The organism is Pontibacter korlensis (assembly GCF_000973725.1).
GTDB lineage: Bacteria > Bacteroidota > Bacteroidia > Cytophagales > Hymenobacteraceae > Pontibacter > Pontibacter korlensis.
The window spans coordinates 2,649,700-2,672,286 of sequence record NZ_CP009621.1; the positions used below are offsets into that span (position 1 = coordinate 2,649,700).

The 22,587-nt window shown below is 46.7% G+C and carries 23 protein-coding genes; 9 read left to right on the forward strand and 14 right to left on the reverse strand.

The annotated features are described in order from the left end of the window. Positions 1–6: 6 nt before the first annotated feature. Positions 7–495, forward strand: a complete 489-nt coding sequence (locus PKOR_RS11535; protein ID WP_158453764.1) for an META domain-containing protein — start codon at positions 7–9, stop codon at positions 493–495. Between the two features lie 67 nt (positions 496–562). On the opposite strand, the gene PKOR_RS11540 is transcribed toward PKOR_RS11535, so the two are convergent. Continuing rightward, on the reverse strand, positions 563–970 hold the full coding sequence (locus PKOR_RS11540) for a hypothetical protein (RefSeq protein ID WP_046310893.1): 408 nt from the start codon (positions 968–970) through the stop codon (positions 563–565). 496 nt (positions 971–1,466) lie between these two features. Continuing rightward, positions 1,467–1,805 carry a hypothetical protein gene (locus PKOR_RS11545; protein ID WP_046310894.1) on the reverse strand — a complete coding sequence of 113 codons (339 nt, stop codon included), beginning with the start codon at positions 1,803–1,805 and terminating at the stop codon, positions 1,467–1,469. A gap of 119 nt (positions 1,806–1,924) precedes the next feature. On the opposite strand from PKOR_RS11545, the gene PKOR_RS11550 reads away from it, so the two are divergent. Beyond that, positions 1,925–3,448, forward strand: coding sequence for a gluconokinase (locus PKOR_RS11550; RefSeq protein WP_046310896.1), 1,524 nt, complete (start codon positions 1,925–1,927; stop codon positions 3,446–3,448). 270 nt (positions 3,449–3,718) lie between these two features. Here PKOR_RS11550 and PKOR_RS11555 read toward each other — a convergent pair whose 3' ends face one another. The 3 genes from PKOR_RS11555 to PKOR_RS23490 are packed head-to-tail and all read right to left on the reverse strand — an operon-like array spanning position 3,719 to position 5,397. Further along, positions 3,719–4,390: an outer membrane beta-barrel protein gene (locus PKOR_RS11555; protein ID WP_046310897.1), complete on the reverse strand. Its 672-nt coding sequence runs from the start codon at positions 4,388–4,390 to the stop codon at positions 3,719–3,721. A gap of 16 nt (positions 4,391–4,406) precedes the next feature. After that, positions 4,407–4,688 (reverse strand): GNAT family N-acetyltransferase, encoded by a 282-nt coding sequence (locus PKOR_RS11560; protein WP_046310899.1) that lies wholly within the window; start codon positions 4,686–4,688, stop codon positions 4,407–4,409. 4 nt (positions 4,689–4,692) lie between these two features. Continuing rightward, positions 4,693–5,397 carry a carboxypeptidase-like regulatory domain-containing protein gene (locus tag PKOR_RS23490; RefSeq protein ID WP_148561674.1) on the reverse strand — a complete coding sequence of 235 codons (705 nt, stop codon included), beginning with the start codon at positions 5,395–5,397 and terminating at the stop codon, positions 4,693–4,695. 233 nt (positions 5,398–5,630) lie between these two features. Between PKOR_RS23490 and PKOR_RS11570 the strand changes: the two genes are divergently transcribed. After that, complete coding sequence (locus PKOR_RS11570) at positions 5,631–6,206, forward strand: pseudouridine synthase (RefSeq protein WP_046310900.1); 576 nt, start codon at positions 5,631–5,633, stop codon at positions 6,204–6,206. A 38-nt stretch (positions 6,207–6,244) separates the two neighbouring features. On the opposite strand, the gene PKOR_RS11575 is transcribed toward PKOR_RS11570, so the two are convergent. Continuing rightward, complete coding sequence (locus tag PKOR_RS11575; RefSeq protein ID WP_420806335.1) at positions 6,245–6,514, reverse strand: DUF3820 family protein; 270 nt, start codon at positions 6,512–6,514, stop codon at positions 6,245–6,247. Positions 6,515–6,620: 106 nt separating this feature from the next. Between PKOR_RS11575 and PKOR_RS11580 the strand changes: the two genes are divergently transcribed. Further along, complete coding sequence (locus tag PKOR_RS11580; RefSeq protein WP_046310904.1) at positions 6,621–7,874, forward strand: multidrug effflux MFS transporter; 1,254 nt, start codon at positions 6,621–6,623, stop codon at positions 7,872–7,874. 87 nt (positions 7,875–7,961) lie between these two features. On the opposite strand, the gene PKOR_RS11585 is transcribed toward PKOR_RS11580, so the two are convergent. Both PKOR_RS11585 and PKOR_RS11590 read right to left on the reverse strand, forming a co-directional pair. Beyond that, positions 7,962–8,411 (reverse strand): GNAT family N-acetyltransferase, encoded by a 450-nt coding sequence (locus PKOR_RS11585; RefSeq protein WP_046310906.1) that lies wholly within the window; start codon positions 8,409–8,411, stop codon positions 7,962–7,964. Positions 8,412–8,543: 132 nt separating this feature from the next. Continuing rightward, positions 8,544–9,515, reverse strand: coding sequence for an aldo/keto reductase (locus PKOR_RS11590; protein WP_046310907.1), 972 nt, complete (start codon positions 9,513–9,515; stop codon positions 8,544–8,546). 382 nt (positions 9,516–9,897) lie between these two features. Between PKOR_RS11590 and PKOR_RS11595 the strand changes: the two genes are divergently transcribed. After that, complete coding sequence (locus PKOR_RS11595) at positions 9,898–10,434, forward strand: YceI family protein (RefSeq protein ID WP_046310908.1); 537 nt, start codon at positions 9,898–9,900, stop codon at positions 10,432–10,434. A gap of 72 nt (positions 10,435–10,506) precedes the next feature. Here the strand turns inward: PKOR_RS11595 and PKOR_RS11600 are convergent, their stop codons facing one another. After that, complete coding sequence (locus tag PKOR_RS11600; protein ID WP_052738824.1) at positions 10,507–11,001, reverse strand: DUF4168 domain-containing protein; 495 nt, start codon at positions 10,999–11,001, stop codon at positions 10,507–10,509. Between the two features lie 442 nt (positions 11,002–11,443). Between PKOR_RS11600 and PKOR_RS11605 the strand changes: the two genes are divergently transcribed. Continuing rightward, complete coding sequence (locus PKOR_RS11605) at positions 11,444–13,210, forward strand: chloride channel protein (RefSeq protein WP_046310909.1); 1,767 nt, start codon at positions 11,444–11,446, stop codon at positions 13,208–13,210. 207 nt (positions 13,211–13,417) lie between these two features. Then, positions 13,418–13,696 (forward strand): hypothetical protein, encoded by a 279-nt coding sequence (locus PKOR_RS11610; protein ID WP_046310910.1) that lies wholly within the window; start codon positions 13,418–13,420, stop codon positions 13,694–13,696. Positions 13,697–13,779: 83 nt separating this feature from the next. Here PKOR_RS11610 and PKOR_RS11615 read toward each other — a convergent pair whose 3' ends face one another. Further along, positions 13,780–14,685: a YihY/virulence factor BrkB family protein gene (locus PKOR_RS11615; RefSeq protein ID WP_046310912.1), complete on the reverse strand. Its 906-nt coding sequence runs from the start codon at positions 14,683–14,685 to the stop codon at positions 13,780–13,782. Between the two features lie 172 nt (positions 14,686–14,857). Between PKOR_RS11615 and PKOR_RS11620 the strand changes: the two genes are divergently transcribed. Continuing rightward, the gene (locus tag PKOR_RS11620) at positions 14,858–15,538 is read left to right on the forward strand and encodes a site-2 protease family protein (protein WP_046310913.1); all 681 of its coding nucleotides are present in this window, start codon (positions 14,858–14,860) and stop codon (positions 15,536–15,538) included. Positions 15,539–15,638: 100 nt separating this feature from the next. Then, positions 15,639–16,250, forward strand: a complete 612-nt coding sequence (locus PKOR_RS11625; protein WP_071843139.1) for a MarC family protein — start codon at positions 15,639–15,641, stop codon at positions 16,248–16,250. Positions 16,251–16,297: 47 nt separating this feature from the next. Here the strand turns inward: PKOR_RS11625 and PKOR_RS11630 are convergent, their stop codons facing one another. The 4 genes from PKOR_RS11630 to PKOR_RS11645 form a co-directional block, all read right to left on the reverse strand. Next, on the reverse strand, positions 16,298–17,173 hold the full coding sequence (locus tag PKOR_RS11630) for a universal stress protein (RefSeq protein ID WP_046310914.1): 876 nt from the start codon (positions 17,171–17,173) through the stop codon (positions 16,298–16,300). Beyond that, complete coding sequence (locus PKOR_RS11635) at positions 17,170–18,837, reverse strand: BCCT family transporter (RefSeq protein ID WP_046310916.1); 1,668 nt, start codon at positions 18,835–18,837, stop codon at positions 17,170–17,172. Before PKOR_RS11635 ends, PKOR_RS11630 begins: the two co-directional genes overlap by 4 nt. Before the next feature lie 19 nt (positions 18,838–18,856). Continuing rightward, positions 18,857–20,023: a porin gene (locus PKOR_RS11640; RefSeq protein WP_235337478.1), complete on the reverse strand. Its 1,167-nt coding sequence runs from the start codon at positions 20,021–20,023 to the stop codon at positions 18,857–18,859. 231 nt (positions 20,024–20,254) lie between these two features. Further along, positions 20,255–22,456 (reverse strand): M3 family metallopeptidase, encoded by a 2,202-nt coding sequence (locus tag PKOR_RS11645; protein WP_235337480.1) that lies wholly within the window; start codon positions 22,454–22,456, stop codon positions 20,255–20,257. Between the last annotated feature and the right edge of the window lie 131 nt (positions 22,457–22,587).

Genomic DNA, 22,587 nt, shown 5'->3' on the forward strand with positions numbered 1-22,587 from the left:
AAATTAATGTCTATACTCCCAGCTGTACTGCTGGTATTCGTGTTAGGCAGCGCCTGCACGGTGCAGAACAAGAACCAGGCTGCCGAAACCGATAGTATTGTAGATGCCTATTGGACGCTCCTTTCCATTGAGGGGCAGGATGTACAAAGGCCGCAGAACACTAAAACTGCTTTTATCCGTTTTGAGGAAAGGGAGAGCCGGGTGGTAGGCTTTACCGGTTGCAACAGGTTCTTCGGGAAGTATGAACTAGGGGAGGAGAGCCTGAAACTGTCGCAACTTGGCTCCACACGAATGGCCTGCCCCGATATGGAGCAGGAGAACAAAATTATGGACGTGCTAAGCCGTGTAGATAGTTATCGCGTTGCAGGCGATGTGCTAACGCTTTTCTCTAAAGGTACTGCCGTGGCCATGTTTATGTCTGGCACAGAGCAGAGCATAGACAACGAAGTAGAAGAAAACGTTACTATAGAGGTGGACAGTGTGGGTATTTATTAAGCGCAGGAGTCAACACTGCGCTATCAAAATTACCCTCTAGCCTGTGTATAATTTAATGGGTACCTGATTAGACCTGTGTCTTAAGCAGTAACTCGTTAAACTTCTCCAGTAGGTTGATGTACTTACGCTGCAGGTTAACCAGCTCCTGTTCGCAATCACGAAGGTTGTTTGGCTTGTATACTTCCTGTGGCTCGCTATCGAAAGGCAGCAACAGGTTGGTGCTCATTTGTGGCTGCGGCTTAGGAGCCTCTTTTTTCACAGTTTTACTCAGGTGTGGGAAATCCTGTGAAAAGTCATGGTGAATTACCTCGCCCAGCTTCAGGATAAAGCTATAAGGTATGCTAGACTCTTTAAACTTATTGTAAAGGGTCTTACGGCTAATGCTCATTTTCTCGGCTACCACGCCAATCGCTACGCCGCTTGCCTTGATGGCATCACGAATTACCTCGCCTCTGTGTGTGTTTGTCTTTACCATTCTCTTCTTCCGTTACCTGTTTGTGTAACCATAGTTTCTTTTACAAAAATAGGTAAACGATATGTATGAAATGTGAATGTGGACAAATTTTACACGGTTGTATTGGCCATCCGTGGATACCAATTGTGAAAATAGTTGAAAAACAATACTTTATATTTCAGAAGGAATTTCACTACCCACAGCTTATCTACATTTCCATACTTTATCCACACCTGTCAACAGCTTACAAAGAATCTTCCGCATAAAAAAAGCCTCCAGAAAGTATGTCCGGAGGCTAGGGGAAGTGCTTTATTTTTGCTTCTTCAGTCGTTGGCGTTCTTCATACCGAAAGTAAGCAGTTAGAAAGCTAAGCATGGTTAGCACAGCTATCAATGAAAGGTATTCCATTCTTGTACATCATTACGTTACACTTACCTTACAGGCATCTGTAGCTCTACAATAAGGTTATAATACTCCCTGTGTAGGCAGATGCATTCTATTGGTCCTTAAGCTAGTACTATGGTCCTTCGGCCTGTATGCACCACTGGTTACAGGAGCGGAGGCTAGGAGAAAGGTGTGTAAAACCTGTTTCGGGAAAGCCCAGGTAGTGCGGAGAAGTATAAGTCTGAAAGACATGCAGACCTTGCGGAACGGATATTGAGTCCAGCAGTGCCTGTGCGTTGGCAACTTGTAGGGCCTGTGAAAGAGACTGTTCCTCCTGGTGGTATTGCGCTACTATTTGTGTTAATGCCTGTGCCTGCAGTGCCACTTTTTGCTGCGGACACGCAAGTGCAAATGCGCAAAAGAAGTATACTATGTGTAGCAGAGCCATAAGCAGCAGCAGGTATAGCAGCATTGTTTATACGGCAAAGTAATGTTGCAGATGATGCTATAAAATTTAATTTTGAAGCTTTACCCTCAGGAAGTATAAACCTACAACGGCAGCTACGTAAGCTACTGTAAAAACCACAACACATGCAGCAACGCTCCATTATAGGTGTCGATATTGGCACCACCAGTACAAAAGCAGTGGCCTTTGGTTTAGATGGCGAAGTGCAGTATCAGCAGTTGATGGAGTACCCTATTATTAGCGATGAGCCTGGGCAAGCTGAGCACGATCCAGAGCAGGTATTGCAGGCTGTGCTAGTTACATTGGGGAGAGTAGGAGAGTGGTTGGAGGATCATGGGTACGAGCCAGTAGGGGTAAGCTTTAGCAGCGCCATGCACAGCCTTATACTAATGGGTGCTGATGGAAAACCTCTCACGCGCTGCATTATCTGGGCCGACACCCGCAGCCATATGCATGCTGATGAAATAAAAAGCAGCAAGCTGGGGCATAAGATTTACTTGCAGACCGGCACACCCATTCACCCCATGTCGCCATTGCCGAAAATCAGCTGGCTGCGGCAGGAATATCCTGAGCTGTATAAAAGTGCAGTTAAGTTTATCGGCATCAAGGAGTATGTATTTTACCGGCTGTTTGGGGAGTACAAGGTAGATTATTCTGTAGCCTCGGCAATGGGGCTGTTTGATATCTTTGAGTTTAGCTGGCATACTGATGCTCTTAGTGTGGCTGGTATAAGCTCAGACCAGCTTTCAGAGCCCGTGTCCCCAACTCATATTTTTACTGGCCTCAACACCTCCGAAGCGGATTTGCTACACCTGCCTCCTAAAACCCCTTTTGTTATTGGAGCTAGCGATGGCTGTCTGGCTAACCTGGCTTCGCATGCAGTGCGGCCTGGTGAGGCAGTGGTAACCATAGGCACAAGTGGTGCTGTGCGTACCATAGCCAACCAACCCGCCACAGACCTGAAAGAGCGCGTGTTCAGCTACATCTTAAACGAAAATCATTTTGTATTGGGAGGGGCTGTAAATAACGGGGGGGTGGCATTGCGCTGGTTCCGAGATACCTTTTATCCTTCCGAAACAGCCGAGGCTATTGCCAAAGACCAGGACATATACGAGCTGCTGAATGACGTAGCAGAAGGCATTGCACCGGGAGCTGAAGGCTTGCTGTTTTTGCCGTACCTGTTAGGCGAGCGTGCTCCGATTTGGGATGGAAACGCCCGAGCCTGTTTTATTGGCGCGAGCTATAACCACACCCGGGCGCATTTTCTCCGGGCGGTGATGGAAGGCGTTATATTCAGCGTCAATAGTGTAGTAAAGGCGCTTGAGCAGACAGTCGGGCCTATTGCAGCTATCTATGCCAATGGTGGCTTCTCGTTCTCGGAGCTATGGGTGCAGATGCTGGCAGATGTGACAGGCAAGAAAGTGCAGCTGACGGAAACCTCAGAAGGCTCGGCATTTGGTGCTGCCCTGATGGGGATGTATGCCCTTGGTGTTATCTCTTCTTTGGAGGAAGCAGAAAGTATGATTCGGGTAAGTAAAACTTATGAGCCAGACCCGCAGCGGCAACAGACCTATAGCAAAGCCTACGCTGTATATGAAGAACTGTATCCTAAGCTTAAGGATAGTTTTGAAAGATTAAGCAAAGTATAGCTACCATAAAAAAAGCCGGGGGGACCCTTTTATGGAGTCCCCCCGGCTTTTAATCAATTTTCAACTTTTAGCCATACTCTTTAACGGCACTAGGGAAGCAAGGTTACACTAAGACCAAAAAATTGTGTAAGTTTTTAAAAAAAATTTGTGGCAGAATAGGTGCTTCACTAAAAATACTGCCATAAACAGCTCAGAACCCAATATTTCGGTTAATTGTAAAGAATGAATTTAGTACAAAAATGCTCAGAAATTTATTTATGGGCAGAGCTTCTACAGGCTGTAGTGCAGCCCAATACTTAGATTAAAGCTGTTCATGGCCTGGCGGTGTTGAAAGGGCTGGCCTTTGGTGTCTAGTACAGTAAGCTTTGGACTAGTGTACAGCAGCCCCGCCTCTATGTTTATCAGAAGCTGCTGCAGATGGAAGTTGATGCCGCCTCCCCATCCTAATGCAGGCGCTGTGGCTTTATCAGAAGGCATATTGATGTTTCCATAGGGAGTAGTTACCTGCCAGGAGGCACTGCGATTAAAGGCAGCGCCTGCCGAGCCTTTTAGGTACACAGCGGTAACATCCTGAAACAGGATCTGGTAATAAACATCTGCCATGGTAAAAATAGAACGCCATGGTGCTGATGATTTGCTCGTGACTATCTCTTCACTCTCGCCAGTGAACTCATCAAGATCATACCGGTTGTGGCGGTAAGTCAAAGAGGTCCCTGTTGCCCAGTTCCTGCTCAGGTTATAGCGGTAACCGCCATTGAGCAGAAGTCCGTCGCGGGCAAACGCAGGGTAGGCATCCTCAAAATCTGAATGCTTAAAATTGCCATTAGCAAAAGCGTTGCCTATCTGTAGCCCCACTACGTGCTTTTTCTCTTCCTCGTCAAATTGAGCATTTGCGTTAAATGCCAGAAATGTAGCAAGTGCGCAGAGTATAAGTTGTTTCATATGGAACAAGTATAGCTTACCTGATTAGGTCCTGGTACTCTGGGTGCTGTTTTAAGTACTTTTGTACGGCCTCACAAGAGGCAATCACTTTCAGGTTATGTTCTCGTGCATACTCCAGGGCAGTAGCAATCAGCTCCTGTGCTAAGCCCTTGCCACGGTAAGCTTCCGGCACAAAGGTATGCGTCAGGTTCAGCACTCCTTCCTCTGGTTTGGCATAGGCTATTTCACCTTCCTCGTCATCTTCCAACTTAGCAGTAAACTGTTGGTACTTTTCCTCGTGTATGATCTCGTATTTCAATTGATTAAAATTTTATTTCATGTTCACGGCTTTCACTCTGGTCTAGCACTAAGATAACTTTCTGTCTGCTCACAATGCCGTTTTCTCTCTTCTCTACCTGTACCACAACAGGTTTGTTAGCCGGTACTGTATATCGGCTTTTGTACTGCCAACTCATGTCGGCTACAGTTGTGCAGCTGTCTATATCTGATTCAGCTAATTTATACTTTATTGTCGCTGAATAACTAGCGTCTGGTTGTGAAGGCTCCTCACGAGTTAAGTTTAGGGTTAGACTGGCACTTGGCGTGATGGTGTAGTTCTGGATAATAGTGGTGTCGCGGGATAGCGCATAACTTCCCCAGCTGCTGTAGCCTAGGCAGCTTAGGTATTTTTCCTGCTCACAATCAGTAATGATCTCGATGGCGCCTCTTTCAAGCTCTGCATCACGAAGCAAAAAACGCAGCTCATAGTTACCGTCTGCATCGGTGGTAGCAACGGCTTTATGGTGGGTTTCGCTGCTGCCTAATCCTAAGCGGTCGGACCATTGTACCCGTAAAGTAGCTCCGGAAACAGGCATCCCGTTTTGGTTGGAAACATGACCTTTTATAACAGTACAGGAGCCGGGGCAATACTTGCTGATGTAGTCATTATAATCAACATCGCAGGAGGTAAGGGTAGTGGCGATAAGAAGGAGCCAAAGGACCATCTGTGAGCTTGCGTATGTCTTCATATGTAGTGGTGTCGTAGAGGGGTTTATACTACAATATACATTTTTAGATATATCTTTTTGACGTTATACAGAAACTTCCCTCCAGGTATAGTATTGATTCGGTTTTGCTTTATGACCCATGTAACTGTTTGAGAGTTGCAGGCTTAGGAAGGTTTCAGGTGAAAGAGCAGTAAACCCTCTGGTAAGTCTTACTTCTTGGGAGTACCTTTGCAGCCCAAACAGAACACCACCGCATGCACCGCCACTTTATTCTTTTTAAGCCTTACGGATACGTCAGCCAGTTTGTAAGTGAGAGCCCAAAAAAGAAAGTGCTGGGCGATCTTTATGATTTTCCGGAGGGTACTATGGCTATTGGCCGCCTTGATGAGGCTAGCGAAGGGCTACTGCTGCTGACAACAGATGGCAGGGCCAGCGAGCTGGTGCGGAGCAGTAAAGTTGAAAAAGAGTACTATGCCCAGGTAGACGGGCTTATTACAGAAGAAGCTATCCAGCAGCTAAGCCAGGGCATTACCATACGTACAGAGAAGGAGTGGCATCAGACAAAGCCATGCCAGGTGCAAAGGTTAGGAGTTACACCCGAGCTACCAGAGCGGGCACGGAAGATCCGGGACGAGCGCCACGGCCCCACCAGTTGGATATCCATAACGCTTACAGAAGGCAAGTTCAGGCAGGTGCGCAAGATGACAGCTGCTGTTGGCTTCCCGACACTGCGTTTAGTGCGTGCGCGCATTGGCGGTATAAACGTTGGCAACATGGCCGCCGGTGAAGTGAAAGAGGTAAGCCGTTTCGACCTCGGAGAAAGTCCTTAAAAAGTTTTTCTAGCTACTTTTATCCCGTTTCTAGGGAACTAAGAACGGCGTTTGAGAGGGGCCAGCAGGTAATCTAAACCGTTGACCTTAATCTCGTAGATAGTGGCTAGCTGCATACCTAACTTACCGGGTGGTAGCCCTTTACCGTAAAACCACTCGAGGTAAGAGATTGGCAGGTCGCAGAGCAAAGTACCCTTGTACTTGCCAAAAGGCATCCGGTGCTGTACAAGCTCCTGAAGTATGTTAGGATTGGGTTGGGTATCGGAGGTGTGCATGGCTGGCAAGGTAGATAATACGAAACATTGCACCAAGTAAAATGTTATATACCTCTGTTAGCTGCTGCAGCATATATGGCAGGTGCGGCAGTATAGTTTATTTTATGTTGTAACTTTGAATCGATTCTAAAATCGTTACATGACGCGAAAACAATATTTTATCATCATACTTATTCTCGGGTCGCTGGCTACTATCAGTCCTTTCTCGATCGATATGTATCTGCCAGGTTTCCCGGCTATTGCAAAAGATTTAAATACCACCATTGCCCAGGTGCAGCTTTCTCTTACGGCTTACTTGGTGGGTATTTCGGCAGGGCAGTTGCTTTATGGTCCGCTCCTGGACCGCTTTGGACGTAAAAAGCCGCTGTATGTTGGCTTGTTTATTTATATCCTCACCTCGCTGGCCTGCGCCTATACCGAGTCGGTTAATTCGCTTATAATAATGCGTTTCCTGCAGGCAATAGGGGGCTGTGTGGGCATGGTGGCAGCACAGGCACTGGTCCGCGACATTTTCCCTGTAAACAAAACAGCGCAGGCTTTCTCCTTGCTAACGCTAGTGATCGCTGTGTCGCCGATGGTGGCTCCTACGGTGGGTGGCTACCTGACTGCTGCTTTTGGCTGGCACTCTGTGTTTGTTATACTTGCTGTTATCACGGCTCTTATTATGTTGGGCGTGTACTTTGCCTTGCCAGAAGGACAGCAAGCTGATGCCTCTATCTCGCTTAAGCCAAAGCCGGTGCTAACAAACTTTTTTACAGTACTGAAGCAGGAGCAGTTTTTATTATACATGCTGGCTGGAGGTATAGCCACGGCAGCTCCATTTGCCTACATAGCGGGCTCGGCAGACGTGTTCATGAACATCTACCATGTGAGTGAGCAGGAGTACGGTTGGATCTTTGCTTTTCTGGCTTTCGCTATGATTGGCTCCACACAGCTCAACCATATTATCCTGAACAAATTTAAAAGCGAGAGCGTGATCGACTTCACGCTCATCTACCAAACTGTAGTGGGAGTACTGCTGGTTGTCGGCACCTATTATGGATGGTTTGGGAAGTATGCATTGATCGCCTTGCTGTTCATCTTCCTGACCGGTCAGGGTTTGTTGAATCCAAATGCTACAGCACTTTCGCTGGCCCCATTCACAAAGAACACAGGTAGTGCGGCTGCTTTGCTGGGAAGCTTTAGAATGGCAATGGGTGGTCTGATGTCGGCAGCAGTAAGTGTGTTGCATACAGGCACTACTCTGCCAATGGTAAGCGTTATGGCCGCTTGTTCGGTGGTAGGTCTGATTATTCTGTTGTTAGGTAAGCGCACCATCCGCTACAGAGCCAATCGTCGCTCTGTGGAAGATGATACCTCGGTATTGGTCTCGACTGCATCTGATATGAATTAAGTATAGGTGTACAAAGAAAAAGCCGGAGTATGCAGATGCTCCGGCTTTTTCTTTGTAAGACCATCTTATCTAGCGGCTGAAAGTATATCAGGCCTTTGTCATTTCAATGTGGTCTATGCCATCTTCATCATATACCGGGCCTGACTGCACAAAGCCGAAGCTCTCATAAAATCCTTTGGCATAAAGCTGTGCACCAATTTTGATGAGTCCCTGGCCATACAGGCGGTAGCATTCTTCAATAGAATATTCAACCAGCAGTTTGCCTACACCAGTACCGCGCACGGCCATACTTGTAACAATACGGCCGATAGACATGGCATCAGGATAGGAAACGCCCGGCGGCACTAAACGAGCAACGGCCACCAGTTCCTCGCCTTTATACAGCAGCAGGTGCTGGCATTTCTGGTCCTTATTGTCCATGTCCAGAAATACGCAAGTCTGCTCTACTACAAACACCTCGCTGCGGAGGCGCAGCATGTCATACATCTCGTTTGGCGTAAGCTCCTCAAAGGCTTTGCTGATTTTGGTAAAAGTCATTATAGGGTAATATCTTGTTAAATAGAATTGAGTGCGATGTTACTAAAATCAAGTATAGCAAGCACCCTTTGCGCATAAAAAAGCCGCTACTGTAGGCAGCGGCTTAATCAATATCTTATACTTGAAGAACTGTTACTGCGACCACTCCGTCGGCTGGCGGTCCCAGCGGTGACCTTTCAGTTCTTGTAGTAGTTCCTGCGACAGTCCTTTGCCATCGCTGGTTGCAAGGTTTGCCTTCACGTGGTGCTCCTTACGCATGCCCGGTATGGTCGTGCTGATCTGGGGGTTGCTAAGTATAAAGCGAAGCGCCATCTCGGCCATGGTCATGCCTTCTGGTACCAGCGGTCGTAACCTTTCAGCATGGTCAACACTGCTGTTCAGGTTCTCTGGCACAAAATAGGTGTTGCGCCAGTCGCCTTCCGGAAAAGTAGTATCCTTGGTAAGGTTGCCGGTCAGGGTGCCTTCATCGAAAGGTACACGTGCAATAATACCTACATCCAGCTTCTCGCACAGCGGGAACAGTTCGTCTTCAGGTGCTTGGTCAAAGATGTTGTAGATTACCTGTACAGCACTGATGTGCCCTGTGCGGAGCGTGTTCAGCACATTATTGGGTTCCCAGCGGTTCACACTAACACCCATGTGCTGTATTTTACCATCAGCTTTTAGCTTTTCCACGGCATGCTGCCATTCCTCATGCTCTGCCCAGCTGTCTTCCCACACGTGGAACTGCTGCAGGTCTATGGTCTCCACACCCAGGTTCTTCAAGCTTTTCTCAGTGTACTCAATAATGTGGTCTGCCGGAAAAACATCCTCCAGTTTAAAATCAGGCTTCGATGGCCAGGTGAAGTTTTTAGGTGGAATCTTTGTAGCAATGTATAAGCGCTTTTCTGGGTGGCGCTTTATAAGCTGGCCCAGTAGCTCTTCGCTGTGGCCTTCGCCATATCCCCAGGCAGTGTCAAAGAAATTACAGCCGTTTTCTACGGCAATGTCCAGTGAGTGCCCCGACTGTATGTCATCTGACTCTGTCCAGCCAGCCATGCCCCACATGCCGTAGCCTACTTCGCTTATGTTCCAGCCTGTGCGGCCAAATCGTCTGTATTGCATAAGTGTCTTTTTTTGGTAGAACTCTAAAATACGAAAAGCTCAGAAAGATATAAGTGTAATCTTCGATTGAAAATCTGTTGGCTGCTATAATTCTAACTTAGCCCACTCCAATAAATGCTGCCGGTATCGTCTGTTTCTCTTTGTTGATAGCTAAAGAGAAGGTTGCTACAGATCCTTCTACAATCTCTGCAGCAGCAGTAGAGGAAACTTTTCTTAAGTTTTAATGTACATACATGAAATGTATGTATCTTTATCTATATTTACCAGGTATGTTTGAGAGAACCGTAGGAAGGCAATCAGCAAGTATGAATTCTTGAGGATCTGCTCATCCCTATGAAAATATTAAATCATAACCTATAACCTTAAATAAAAACAGAAAACTATGGCAACTACAAAGTGGGTAGTAGACCCAACGCACAGCGAAGTACAGTTTAAAGTTAAGCACCTGATGATTTCTACCGTAACGGGATACTTTACCAAGTTTAATGCAGAGGTAGAGACAGAAGGTGATGACTTTACTAAAGCTACCAGCATTGTGTTTACAGCCGATGTAGACTCTATTAACACCAATAACGAGCAGCGTGATACGCACTTGAAGTCTGCTGATTTTTTCGATGCAGAGAACCACAACCAGGTTAGGTTTGAAGGTAAAAGCTTTGAGAAGGTAGGGGAGGATGAGTATAAGCTACATGGCGACCTGACCATCCGCAACACTACGAAACCTGTAACAGTAAATGTTGAGTTTGGCGGAGTTGTAGTAGACCCTTACGGACAGACGAAGGCTGGCTTTACAGTTACTGGTAAGATCAACCGTAAAGATTTTGGCTTAACCTGGAATGCTGTAACGGAGGCAGGTAGTGTGGTGGTTAGCGACGAGATAAAGCTAAACAGCGACATTCAGCTGGTAAAGCAAGGCTAATACAAAACCATTATAAAATAAAGAAGCTCCGGGGACCCTGCTCCGGAGCTTCTTTATTTCTGGCAGGAAATTTTATTTTCCTGCTACTAGTTTTCTTATCTGTTCCTGCACAGCAGGATCCTCTTTATATGCCTTCATCAAGGCATCATATTTTTCACGTGTCAGGCCTTTTGCTTCAATAGCCTGTTGTATTTTTTCTCTGGTTTCAGGCTGTAGTTTAACAACCTCCTGTGCAGCATTGCTAAAAGCAGCTATCTCTTCCGTGTTTTCTGCCACCTCATCCAGCTTCTGGGCTCGGTGTGCTTTTGCCAGTTCGTTGAATCGAGCAAGCGTAAGGTCGTTGTCCTCAATTACGGCTACCATGGTGTCGCGGCTGGCTTTTTGAATTTCCGTTACACTGGTGTTTGCATCTACAAACTGCTGTAGTTCTTCATCAGTATACTGCTGAGTCTGCTCCTGGGCTGTACCATCTGGGGTGGCTGCCTCCTGAGCAAGGGCTGCACTTCCGAAGCACATAGTTGCCATGGCAAGTGCAGCTGTGATTGTCCCTTTCTTAATGAATACCATAAAGGATTTTTTTGGATTGGGTTAAAAAATAGATTTAAAACAGGATGCGCTCCTATGCTTTCTAACCTGATAAAAGAAGCGAAAAAGGAACCGTAGCGACCATGATATTAATCATAGACAATTACCCTGTACAGCTCAATATAACTTTTTTTAATGCCAAAGTCAAGAATTACTGTGCAAAAGGTATTTTGGCAGCTGTTAAGCCTGAGCAATGCCTACATAAAAAGCAACTATCGATAAGGAGTTTTAAGTGGTTGATCTTGAGGTTATTTAGCTGTGGGAGAACAAGTATTTGTAGCTATTTTATTTGATTCACGTTGCGGATAAAAAGATTTGCGGTAGAACGGCTTTGTTATGTGTGCAAAACCGTAGGTGTGGAAAGTAGTGCCGTTTTACAGTTATATCGTGCAAACCACGTATAGGGGTATACGAGCAAGAAAACATGAGCAGACTAAACCGATACCAGCTTGCTTTTTTGAAATGGCGCAGAAGGCAGAGCAACAGCCGGATTATGCCTTTTGTACTGAGCGTAGTGGTAGGCCTTATTGTAGGGGTTGCTGCAATTCTTATCAAAACCATCATCTTTTATATTGAGCAGTATGCCGTGTACTTTGCCCCTAAGCTGCTCAACTTTCTATTGCCTTTGCTGGGCTTCCTGCTGGTAACGTTTATCAACCGCAACCTCTTTAGCAAAACGGCCTATTTCAGTGGCGCCCGCAACGTGATTGAATCCATTGAAAAGAATGCCTCTATCATCAGGTTCAGACTCATCTACTCTAAGTTCATCACAACAGGTCTTACCATCGGCTTCGGGGGTAGTTCGGGAGTTGAGGCCGCTATTATCTCCAGTGGTGCGGCAGTAGGCTCCAACGTCGGTCGCTTTCTGGGGCTGGGCTACCGCCTGCGCACCCTGCTGATTGGCTGTGGGGTAGCAGCTGGCATTTCGGCAATATATAACGCGCCTATGGGGGGATTCATTTTTGCGCTTGAAACCATACTTCCTGAATTTACTCCTACACTGCTTATCCCGCTGCTAGTGGCTGCTGCGGCTGGTAAAATCCTGTTTGAGTTTATCATGGGCGAGCATTTACGTTTCCAGGTACCACTCACCGACTTCGCTTATGAGCAGATACCGCTTATCATATTGCTGGGGGTGTTGGGTATGCTCATGTCAAGTTACCTGCTCAGAACCTACAGCTACTGCGCCATTTACTTCTCCCGTATTCCCAATGCCTATGTGCGGGCTTTAGTGGGTGGTGTAGCCTTAGGCAGCATCATCTTCCTGCTGCCGCCAATGTACGGCGAAGGGTACGTAAGTATAAATGCCTTGCTTAATGGGGAGGAGCGGTCGCTGTTCGTAAACTCGCCCTTGGCCATCTTACCGAATACTGCGTGGTTTAACCTATTCTTCTTTTTTCTGATTACGATGGTAAAGCCAATTAGCACAGGTATCTGTGTAAATTCTGGAGGCGAAGGAGGATATTTTGCACCGTCTCTTATTACAGGAGGTTTACTCGGATTTCTGTTCTTTAAGATTGCCGACTTTATATTTCCTTTCTATGAACTCAACCAGGCCACCTACATATTCCTGGGTATGGGTAGTGTGTTTGCCTGTGTTATGAATGCCCCGGTAACGGCAATATTCCTTGTGGCGGAAATTACGCAGAGCTACCAGTTGTTTGTGCCGCTGATGCTGGTATGCGCTGTTTCATACTTCCTTAAATATTACATGGAGAACCTGAGTAAAAGTGTGGTGCAGCCGAAAGGGCAAAGCAAGGCACTGCGGGTAGATCGTATTCTCTTGAATCAGCTAAGCATTAGACAACTAGTGGAGGAAGACAGTGTATCGGTAACAGAGAATGCTACTTTCAGGGATGTGGTAGAGACATTTGCCAAGTCAAACAAAGATGTGCTGCAGGTGCTGGACGAGAAAGGCATGTTGAAAGGCGTAATCACCCTCAACGACTTCAGGCAGCGATTAGGAGATATATCAAATTACGATACCATACTAGCCAGCGATCTAATGCACCCTCCTGAGGCAGTGGTAGAGATAGACGAATCAGCAGCGGAGGTTTTGGATAAGTTTGATGCTTATAAGCTCTGGTCGTTACCAGTGGTGCGGAATGGTAAGTTCAAAGGCTTTATTTCTAAAAGCAGGCTGCTTACCCAATACCGCAATGAACTTACCCGTGTCAACAGGTTTTTCTAGCGGTTGTCTTTTCCTGCTTTAAGTCTATCCTATGCTCGAAATAAGCTGGAGCTTAATGCCGTTGTGTGCGGAGTGATGCTTGCTTAGAAAGTATGCATGGAGCATTAAAAACAGTGTTTTCTCAAAATAAGAAGCATTTCCATAACAATAAGAAGGGCTACTCCGTTTGTACTGAAATAAAAAATAACCATAAACCAGAGATAAACTATGGAAACATCAAATGATCTAAAGAACAAAGCCGACAACTTTAACCCACAAAAAAACGAAGGGCCAGTGGCCGCAGCAATAGAAGAGTATACTTCCAGAATACCATCAGATGTGTACCTATGGGCTGCACTTGGCTCTATGGCTGTTTCGGCAACACTTAAAGTGATGAGAAAAGATGAAGAGGCCTTATTTGTAGGCCAGTGGGCTCCATCATTCCTGTTGCTAGGTGTATATAACAAACTGGTAAAACAACTAGGTAAAGACAAGTACTCATCTTAATATTTGCCCATAAACAAGAAGAGGAAGCTATCGGCTTCCTCTTCTTGTTTATGGGCTTTCCATACTTGTGATACCTCACGAAACTACGCCTCCTGCTCGCTTACACGCTCATACTTTGTAGCAATCTCAGTAGGAGAAATTTCACGGTTATAGTAACTCGTGTATGCCTTCGTAACCTGGGCGCCCAACATCAGAATCACTGCAGAGTAAAACACCCACAGCAGCAGTACTACAAGTGATCCCGCCGTGGCATAAATGCCAGCTACTTTTACATTCTGCAGTATTATGTTGATAAGCTCTTTGCCTACCAGAAAAAGGGCAGAGGTGATAATGCCTCCGACAAAAGCATTTTTCCAGCCTACTTTGGCATCTGGCAAAACCTTATGCACGGCTGTAAAAAATACCAGCATCATCAGGATATTAAACAGCGTGTTGGTCGTGCGTATAGCAGGGCTCAGAAATTCCTCAAACAAATCCCGTAGCTGCTCACTGTAAATACTTATGATCATGTCCAGCAGGATGCTGGATAGGAAGAAGAAACCAAGGCTGGCAACTATCAATAGGGTAGATACCCGGTGCTTGAGCAGGGTCAGGTATTTTACATCATCCCGCACTCTTACCTGCCACACAGAGTTAAGTGCCTTCTGAATAATAAAGAAGATTATGGTGGCGCTTTTAACGATAACAACTAAGCCTACAAGGATACCCCAGAAAGTAATGGGTATGTCTGTTAAGTTCTTCAGGACCTCGCTTACCTGCTGCGCAGCCTGCTTACTGATCAGGGCTCTGATATGCTGCACAATTTCCTGTTGTACATCTGACTCCTTAAAAAAGAGAGAACCCAGGAAAGAGAGAAAGATCAGGATGGCAGGTAATGAGAAGATAGTGAAAAAGGCAATAGCAGCACTATATACAATAGGCTCACCCTGTTGGAAATTCTTTTTAGAGTCTTTAAGTATTTGCCAGCTTGTTTTTAGGAACGTCTTCAACTCTCGCCTCTGTCTTTAAATTTTGCATACAGATGAATAACGCTCAGCTGCTTCGGATGTTCGTACTTTCTGCTGTGGCTGCCCCTGTGCTACCCCACTGAGGTGTGTGGTAGATGAAAGGCTGCTAAAATATTAGTACACATTTGCAGCATTGCACGTAACAAGTAGGATTATGTTTGGCATCAATGATATTCCTAAATTCTTTCTGGCGTTCTTTTTGGTACTCCCCATCATCTCTTTTTTGCACGAGTTGGGGCATGTTTTCTTTGCATGGTTGATGGGTGGCAAAAACATTAAGGTTACCATTGGCTCCGGAGACAGGATATTTCGCTTGGGTATGCTGGAAGTTCGGAAGTACTATTTTTGGTATGGCCTCTGCTCGTTTGACAACCTGAAGCGCAACAAACGTTTTTCTAATATCCTCATCTTTCTGGGAGGTGTTCTGTTCAATGCCATCTCTACTCTAGTCGTTATCTTTCTGGTGGAGGAGAAGGTGCTGGAGGAGGGAATGCTTACCTATCAGTTTACATACTTCTCTATGTACTACATTTTCTTCGCGCTGCTGCCTATGCCTTACCCAGATGGTAGCTACAGCGATGGGAAAGTGATACTAGACCTGATCCGGAATAAGTCACATTTAGCTGATAACATTTACCGTGTGCAGTGGGATGATGAAAAGGCACAGTGGTGCGTGTTTGATCATGATCATGCTTTGGTTCAGGCTTTTAATGATGAGGAAGAGGCGTTGGCCAAAGCCCATGAGGTAGCGAAAAGCAACCGCCCTAGCCGCCTGCTGAACAGTAGGAGTGGTGAGGAGACAGAAATTTGCAATTACCCCAGAGTCCCGCTCTAATGCAGGCCTGTGGCCTTATTTATACTTCATAATACTGTAAAACTACACATCTACCTTTTGGTTGTCTCGTAGTTAGTAGCACATTAAAAAATCCTGAACTATGATTGCAGCAATATTTAGCTTTTTAGTGATGCTGAACCCTTTTGCGCTTTTCCTGTACCTGAAGCCTGTCATGAGCGACCTTTCCGATACCGATTTCCGCTCAGTCTTCCTGAAGGCTTCTATGATATCCTTCAGTATTTACCTGGTATTTCTGCTTTTCGGGGATCTGGTGTTTCAGACTGTGTTCCGCATTAACTTTGAGTCGTTCCGGATTTTTGGCGGTATTGTTTTGTTCTCTTTTGCCTACATTTTTATTGTGCAGGGTAAGAAAGCCTTCATACAAATAAAGGGAGACCTGCACGACCTTGCCTCTGAAATAGCCCTGCCTTTTATGGTTGGTGCAGGTACAATTTCACTTACAGTGCTGATGTCAGAACAACTGGAGCTGTGGCAGGGGGTGCTTTCGCTTGCCATTATCATGGTAGTTAACTTTGCCATTATTATGGGGCTAAAGAACATCCGCCGGAGTATGCGCTCCAAAAAAGTACAGATTGCTTTTGATAAGAATATGGAACTCCTGCTCCGCGTTAACGGCTTTTTCTTGGGAGCCATAGGGGTAGATATGGTAGTGACAGGAATCAAGAACCTTATGGCAGCAGAGATAATGTAGCACTCCGCTTTGCCACCTTACATTCTTTTCCTGTCACTGTACTTAAGTTACTTGATAACCTCTTCGGAGTATACCAACCACAACGGTACATTAATGTCCGTGTTGTACATTTCGGTAGGTACGCTGCCCAGGCTCAGCGAAGGCAGTGGGTTATTACCTTTCAGGCCTAGCACCAGCAGGTCGTGGCGTCCTTTTTCCAGGTGCAGTGCAACACGCTCGGCTATACTTTTATTAGCAGCTCTTACCAAAGTATACGGCACGCCAGCTATCTCCTTGTGCCGCTTCTGCAAGTCGGCAAATTTTCCTTTTACCACTTCCTCAGCCTTCTTGACAGCCTTTTCTTCAGAGATGAGCGGGAAGAACTGCCCTGGCAGGCGGTACACGTGCATAATCTCCAGCTGAAGCCTTAGCTGGTCAGACAGGTTCTTGCTTAGTCTAAGTGCATGTACAGAGGCATCAGAAAAGTCTATCGGCACCAGCACCTTTTGTATATTGAAACGGGCCGTTTCAGGGAACACGAGCATGCTGCACGGGAGTATGCGCAACAGCTTTGTGCCCAGTGCTCCGGTGCTTTTATCGCTCATCTTCTTGCCAAGCACTGTTAGCTTTATTTTATAGCGCTTTACCAGGTCGGCAAGTATAACTTCTGTATTGGGCTCTTCGCTTACAAGTATCTCATGGTCGGCAACATTGCCAAATTGTTCGGCTACAATATCCTGTATGTTGCCCTCAACCTCGCTGGCAAGATCTACGTCTCCAAACCATTCCTTAAAATCCTCGCTTAGCTCGTATACTTTGATGTTGTGCACAAAGTATACTTTGCGTACCTCCAGCCGCTCACAAATAGAGCGGGCAAAAGCCACAAGCTTATCATCTATATCGCTTAGGTCGAGGCATACCATCATGGCGTCGATCGTAATCATAGTGCGTTAGGGTTTGGTGGTGTAGGATTATCTTTGTTTATGGCTGCAGTTGCTTTTGCATCTTGCCTTTGGGCGCGTTTGGCCAACATTTCGGCTACTAATTGCTGGTAAGCCTTACGCTGTTGCGCTTTGCCTAGTTTTGTCTCTTCCTCCAACTCTTCAGACAGACCTCTGTACAAGCTGTAGCACATCGACAGCAGAATAAGTGCAAAAGGTAGACCTGTAATGATTACTGCTGTTTGCAGGGCCTGCAGCCCCCCGCCAACCAAGAGTACAGCTGCCACGGCACCTTCAGCCACAGCCCAGAACACTCGGATAGCAACCGGCGAATCTGCTCTACCACCAGATGTTAAGCTATCCACAACCAAGGACCCTGAGTCGGAGGAGGTGATAAAGAAGCCAGTAACCAGGATAATGCCTATGATGGACAGAACTGTAGAGAAAGGAAGCTGCTCAAAGAAAACAAACAAGGCTGTTGACATGTCTGTTGCGACGGCCTCGGCAACCGCAGTTTCACCAGCCAACACCTCGCGCAGCGCCGTGCTTCCGAATGCCGTCATCCATAGGAAAGACAGTAATGAAGGAACAATTAACACTCCGAGTACAAACTCCCGGATAGTGCGGCCTTTTGAGACACGCGCAATAAATATACCTACAAACGGTGCCCAGGAAATCCACCAGGCCCAGTAGAAAACTGTCCAACCGCCCTGCCAGTTTCTGCTGGAGTAGGCTTCGTTCCAGAAGGACAGTTGCATAAAGTTGCCGATGTAGGAGCCTGTGTTCTGTACATAGGAGCCAAGTATGAAAACGGTAGGGCCAAGTATCAAAACAGCCAGCAATACCACAAGGGCAATGCGAATATTCCACTCACTCAGGATACGAACGCCTTTATCTACTCCGGTAACAACTGAGATAGTAGCTACAGCGGTAATACCTGCTATCAGCATGATCTGTGTATTCACATCACTGGATATGGTGGGGAATACATGGTTTAGCCCGGCAGCTACCTGTTTCACTCCAAAACCAAGTGAGGTGGCCAAACCAAAAACTGTCGCTATTACTGCCAATATGTCGATGATGTCACCAATCAGGCCATGGATACGCTCTCCCAGGAATGGGTAAAACACAGAACGGACTGTTAATGGGAGCTTCCTGCTGTAGGTGAAGTACGCCAGCGATAAGCCTACCAGAGCATAAATTGCCCAGGCATGGAGGCCCCAATGCAGAAAAGTGTAGTTCATGGCTTGCCTTGCAGCAGCGGGTGTGCCCGGCTCACCAAGCGGTGGTGTCTGGAAGTGGTTAATAGGCTCGGCTATACTCCAGAACAACAAGCCTATACCCATACCGGCGCTGAACAGCATGGCAAACCATGCCGAGGTGGTAAACTCAGGCTTAGCTTCTTTGCCGCCTAACCTGATGTTAGCAAACTTACCAAAGGCCATGTACAGGCAAAAGGCCACGAAGATGTTTACACTTAATATAAACAACCACCCCATACTGGATGTGATAGCACTTTGTACATCTGCAAAAAAAGCCTCGGCGCTTTCCTTGAAAATAAGTACTAGGGATATACTTATTATCAATAGGATGATCGAAGTCCAGAATACAGGGCCATTTACCTCCAGTCCAAGAGATTTCTTTTTATCACTTCTTACTATACTCATTCAGGCTATATTAAAAGAATCAGAAATAATATCCAAGGTTGATGTTAAAGCGCATGTGCCAGTCTGTTTCACCGGGCGTACCTGCAGCAAGGGCGTTTGTCCATTCCGGGCCTAGCCATGGGTGGTTGTATCCAAAGGCTGCGTCTGTATAAATATACATGGGGCCTGCTGTCCATAAGGCTCCCAGCACGTTCATGTGAGCGTTTTCAAAACCACTTACGCGCTTGTTATAGTAACCGTAGTTGTTGTAGATATCTATACCCTGCAGCAGCTTTGTACTAACCGGAATGTGGTAGGAAACACCTGCGGTGTAAACTTCCCCTTTATTCGCCACATTGTAATTGGCTCCGTAGGCACCCATTTCCACAAAATCAAGCTCAGCTCCGGCGGCATACTTCGGGTTAAAGTGGTAAAGCATGGCCTGCAGTTTTACGTTCCAGGGGCTGTGATCGGCTTTATATTCATAATGTACTGCTCCGGCGTAGCGGGTGCCGTTTCGCTCGGTGTTGAGGTTGTAAAGCAAGCCGCCCTGCAGCGAGACGCCGAGTTCGTGCGCCAGACTATCACCTAATCGCCGTACCACTTTAAAGTCAAGCTGGTTGTTCTCCTTGTTGCGCCCGGTAACATCATAGGAGTAGCGGTTAGGACTTGGGTCCGTTAGCGCAAACACAAACTCCTCGGCACTTTTATAATAAGCCGCCTGCCACTGCCATAGGCCTGTGTCGTGTATGTACTTTACGCCCATGTCGTGGTCATCCTCAAAACCAATATAATAGGTCATGTTAAAGAACCAGTTGTTGGAGTTATACTGCTGGATGCCGAACGGCACCTGGTTAAGGCCAACCTGTAGTTGCGATTGGTCCGAGAAATCGTACTGAAACCAGGCCTGTTTTAAAAAGGAGCCGCCAAAGGCTTGGGAATAGTGTCGGAATTCTGCGTTCAACTTGATGCCTTTATACTCGGCTTCAGCGTTCAAACGGAACACGTCGAAGCCAAAATCCCCACCACGTTCTAACTGATCATCTTTCCAAGTGGAGAGGTTGTAGTTAAAACGAACAGCGCCTCCTAATTTAAGGTACGGTTTGTCCTCAGGCTTCTCTTCAGGGTACTGCGCATGGCAAACTGTACTGAAGAGGAGAAGGAGGGGCAGGAAAAATAAAATCCGATGTAGTAAAGTTGTTTTCAATTGCACCTAGTGTTAAAGTATAATATTGCACTACATAAATGACGAAGTGAGACAGTAAAGGTTACTGAAGGTTAGGCTATGGGGGTGTATGACGTTTTTAAACAAGCAGACAAGCCTGGAAAAATAGCAGCAAAAACAAAAAGCCCCACAGGCATTTACCTGCAGGGCTTTTTGTTTTACAGTTTATACTTGCTGCTTAAAATATACGCATAAGCTGCTCGTCGGGGTATACTATTTCTTGGACTGAGGTCCTGGTACCGGGAAACCACGGTCACGCATTAAGGCATCGATCTTAGCATCGCGTCCACGGAACTGGCGGTATGCATCTGCCGGATCCATAGAGTTGCGTGGTGCAAACAGGTACTTCACCAGCTTAGCAGCTACCTCAGGATCATAGAACCCACCTGGTGCCTCAGCAAAAGCCTCAGCTGCATCAGAGGTCAGCACGTCAGCCCACAGGTATCCGTAATAACCAGTTGCATAGCCTTCACCAGAGAACACGTGTCCGAAATGAGGTGAGCGGTGGCGCATCACAATCTCCTTCGGCATACCTAGTTTAGATAGTGTTTCACGCTCAAATTTGTCCGGATCCAAACCGTTTGGATCAGCCAAGTGGAAGTGCATGTCCATCAGGGCAGAAGCAAGGAATTCGGTAGTGGCAAAACCTTGGTTGAAGGTAGAAGCTTTCTTGATTTTCGCCACCAGCTCCTTCGGCATCGGCTCACCAGTTTTGTAGTGCTTCAGGTAATTGTTAATCACCTTGTCAGTAGCCAACCAGCGCTCCAGCAACTGAGACTGGAACTCAGTATAGTCACGCACGCCGCTGTTCAGCGTAGGGTACTTCACGTTGGATGCCAGGAAGTGCAGTGCATGTCCGAACTCGTGGAAGAATGTTTCTGCATCATCCCATGAAACCAACACCGGCTCACCTGGAGCAGGCTTCACAAAGTTGGAGTTGTTAGACGACAGAACTGTCTCCTTGCCATCGAAAGTAGTGTGGGCGCGGTAAGTTGTAGCCCATGCACCAGAACGCTTGCCCTGACGTGCAAATGGATCCAGGTACCACAGACCAATATGTTCACCAGTGGTTTTATCTGTTACTTCCCATACTTTCACATCCTCGTGGAATACAGGCACAGAACCCTCTGGTACTGGCGTGAACTTGAAGTTGAAGAGCTCTCCAGCTGTAAAGAAGATAGCGTCCGTCAGGTTACCTAGTTCAAGGTACTGCTTCACCTCGTCAGAGTTCAGATCATACTTCTGCTGACGTACTTTCTCAGCATAGTAACGGTAGTCCCAAGGCTCAATCGTAATCTTGGTTTTGCTGGTCTTGTTAGCAACTTTCTGCATATCGGCTACCTCTTCCTTCACGCGGGCCAGGGCAGCAGGCCAAACGGCTTGCATCAGCTCCATAGCTGCTTCAGGAGTTTTGGCCATGCGGTTTTGCAGGCGCCACTGTGCATAGTTGTCATAGCCCATCAGCTTCACGCGCTCGTTGCGCAGCTTCAGGATCTTGGTGATGTTTTCGTTGTTGTCGTTCTCATCACCGTTGTCGGCACGTGAATAGTAGTTTTTCCAAACCTTCTCACGCAGCGCACGCTCATCAGAATAAGTCAGGAACTGGTCCATAGACGAGCGGGTGTTCGTAACAGCATACTTGCCTTCCTGTCCGCGGTCAGCTGCTGCTTTGGCCGCTGCCTTCACGAAAGACTCCGGCAGGCCGCCCAGCTGGTCTTTGGTAAGGTAAACTACATACTTCTCTTCGTCGGCCAGAATATTGTTAGAGAACGAAGTATAAAGTGACGAAAGCTCTTTATTGATCTCAGCATAACGCTGCTTTTTCTCCGGGCTCAGGTCAGCGCCTTCCATGGCGAAGCCTTCGTACACGAGCTGCACCACGCGCTGCTGATCAGCAGGAAGCGGGTTCTTTTGAGCGTTTTCGTAAACAGTTTTGATGCGCTGGAACAGCTTTTCGTTTTGTGAGATCTTAGAGTTGAACTCAGAGATTTTAGGAGCCAACTCTGCCTGAATCTCTCTAAACGCTGGTGTAGACACATTGCTGCTCCAGATGCCGTAGTACGTGAACACGCGGTTCAGCTCCTTGCCAGCTCTTTCCATCGCCTCGATGGTGTTTACAAAAGTGGCAGGTTCAGTTTTATTGGCGATCGCCTCAATTTCAGCCAGGTTAAGAGCCATTGCTTTCTCCATGGCTGGCTTCAGGTCGGCCAGGTTCATCTTATCAAAAGCAGGAACGCCGCCATACGGCCCGGTCCACTCTTTCAATAGCGGGTTGGTTTCGGTCTGAGGTTGCTCCATTGCCGTAGTCGTTTGCTGTGAGCCCTGTTGCTTTTGCACAGAGGTGCAGCTTGCTAAAGCCAGCAGGGCAACTAAGCCCGATTTCTTACCGGCTGTTATAATCTGATTATGCATCATTTTAAAGTGGGTGAATTAGGTAGTTGCAAAACTATTGCACAAGTTACTAAAAATAATGGAGATTAGTTTTTAGGCCTACAAAGAAAGGGTTTGAGCAGGGCCGCTAAGAAAGTATTCTTAAAGTAGTTGCT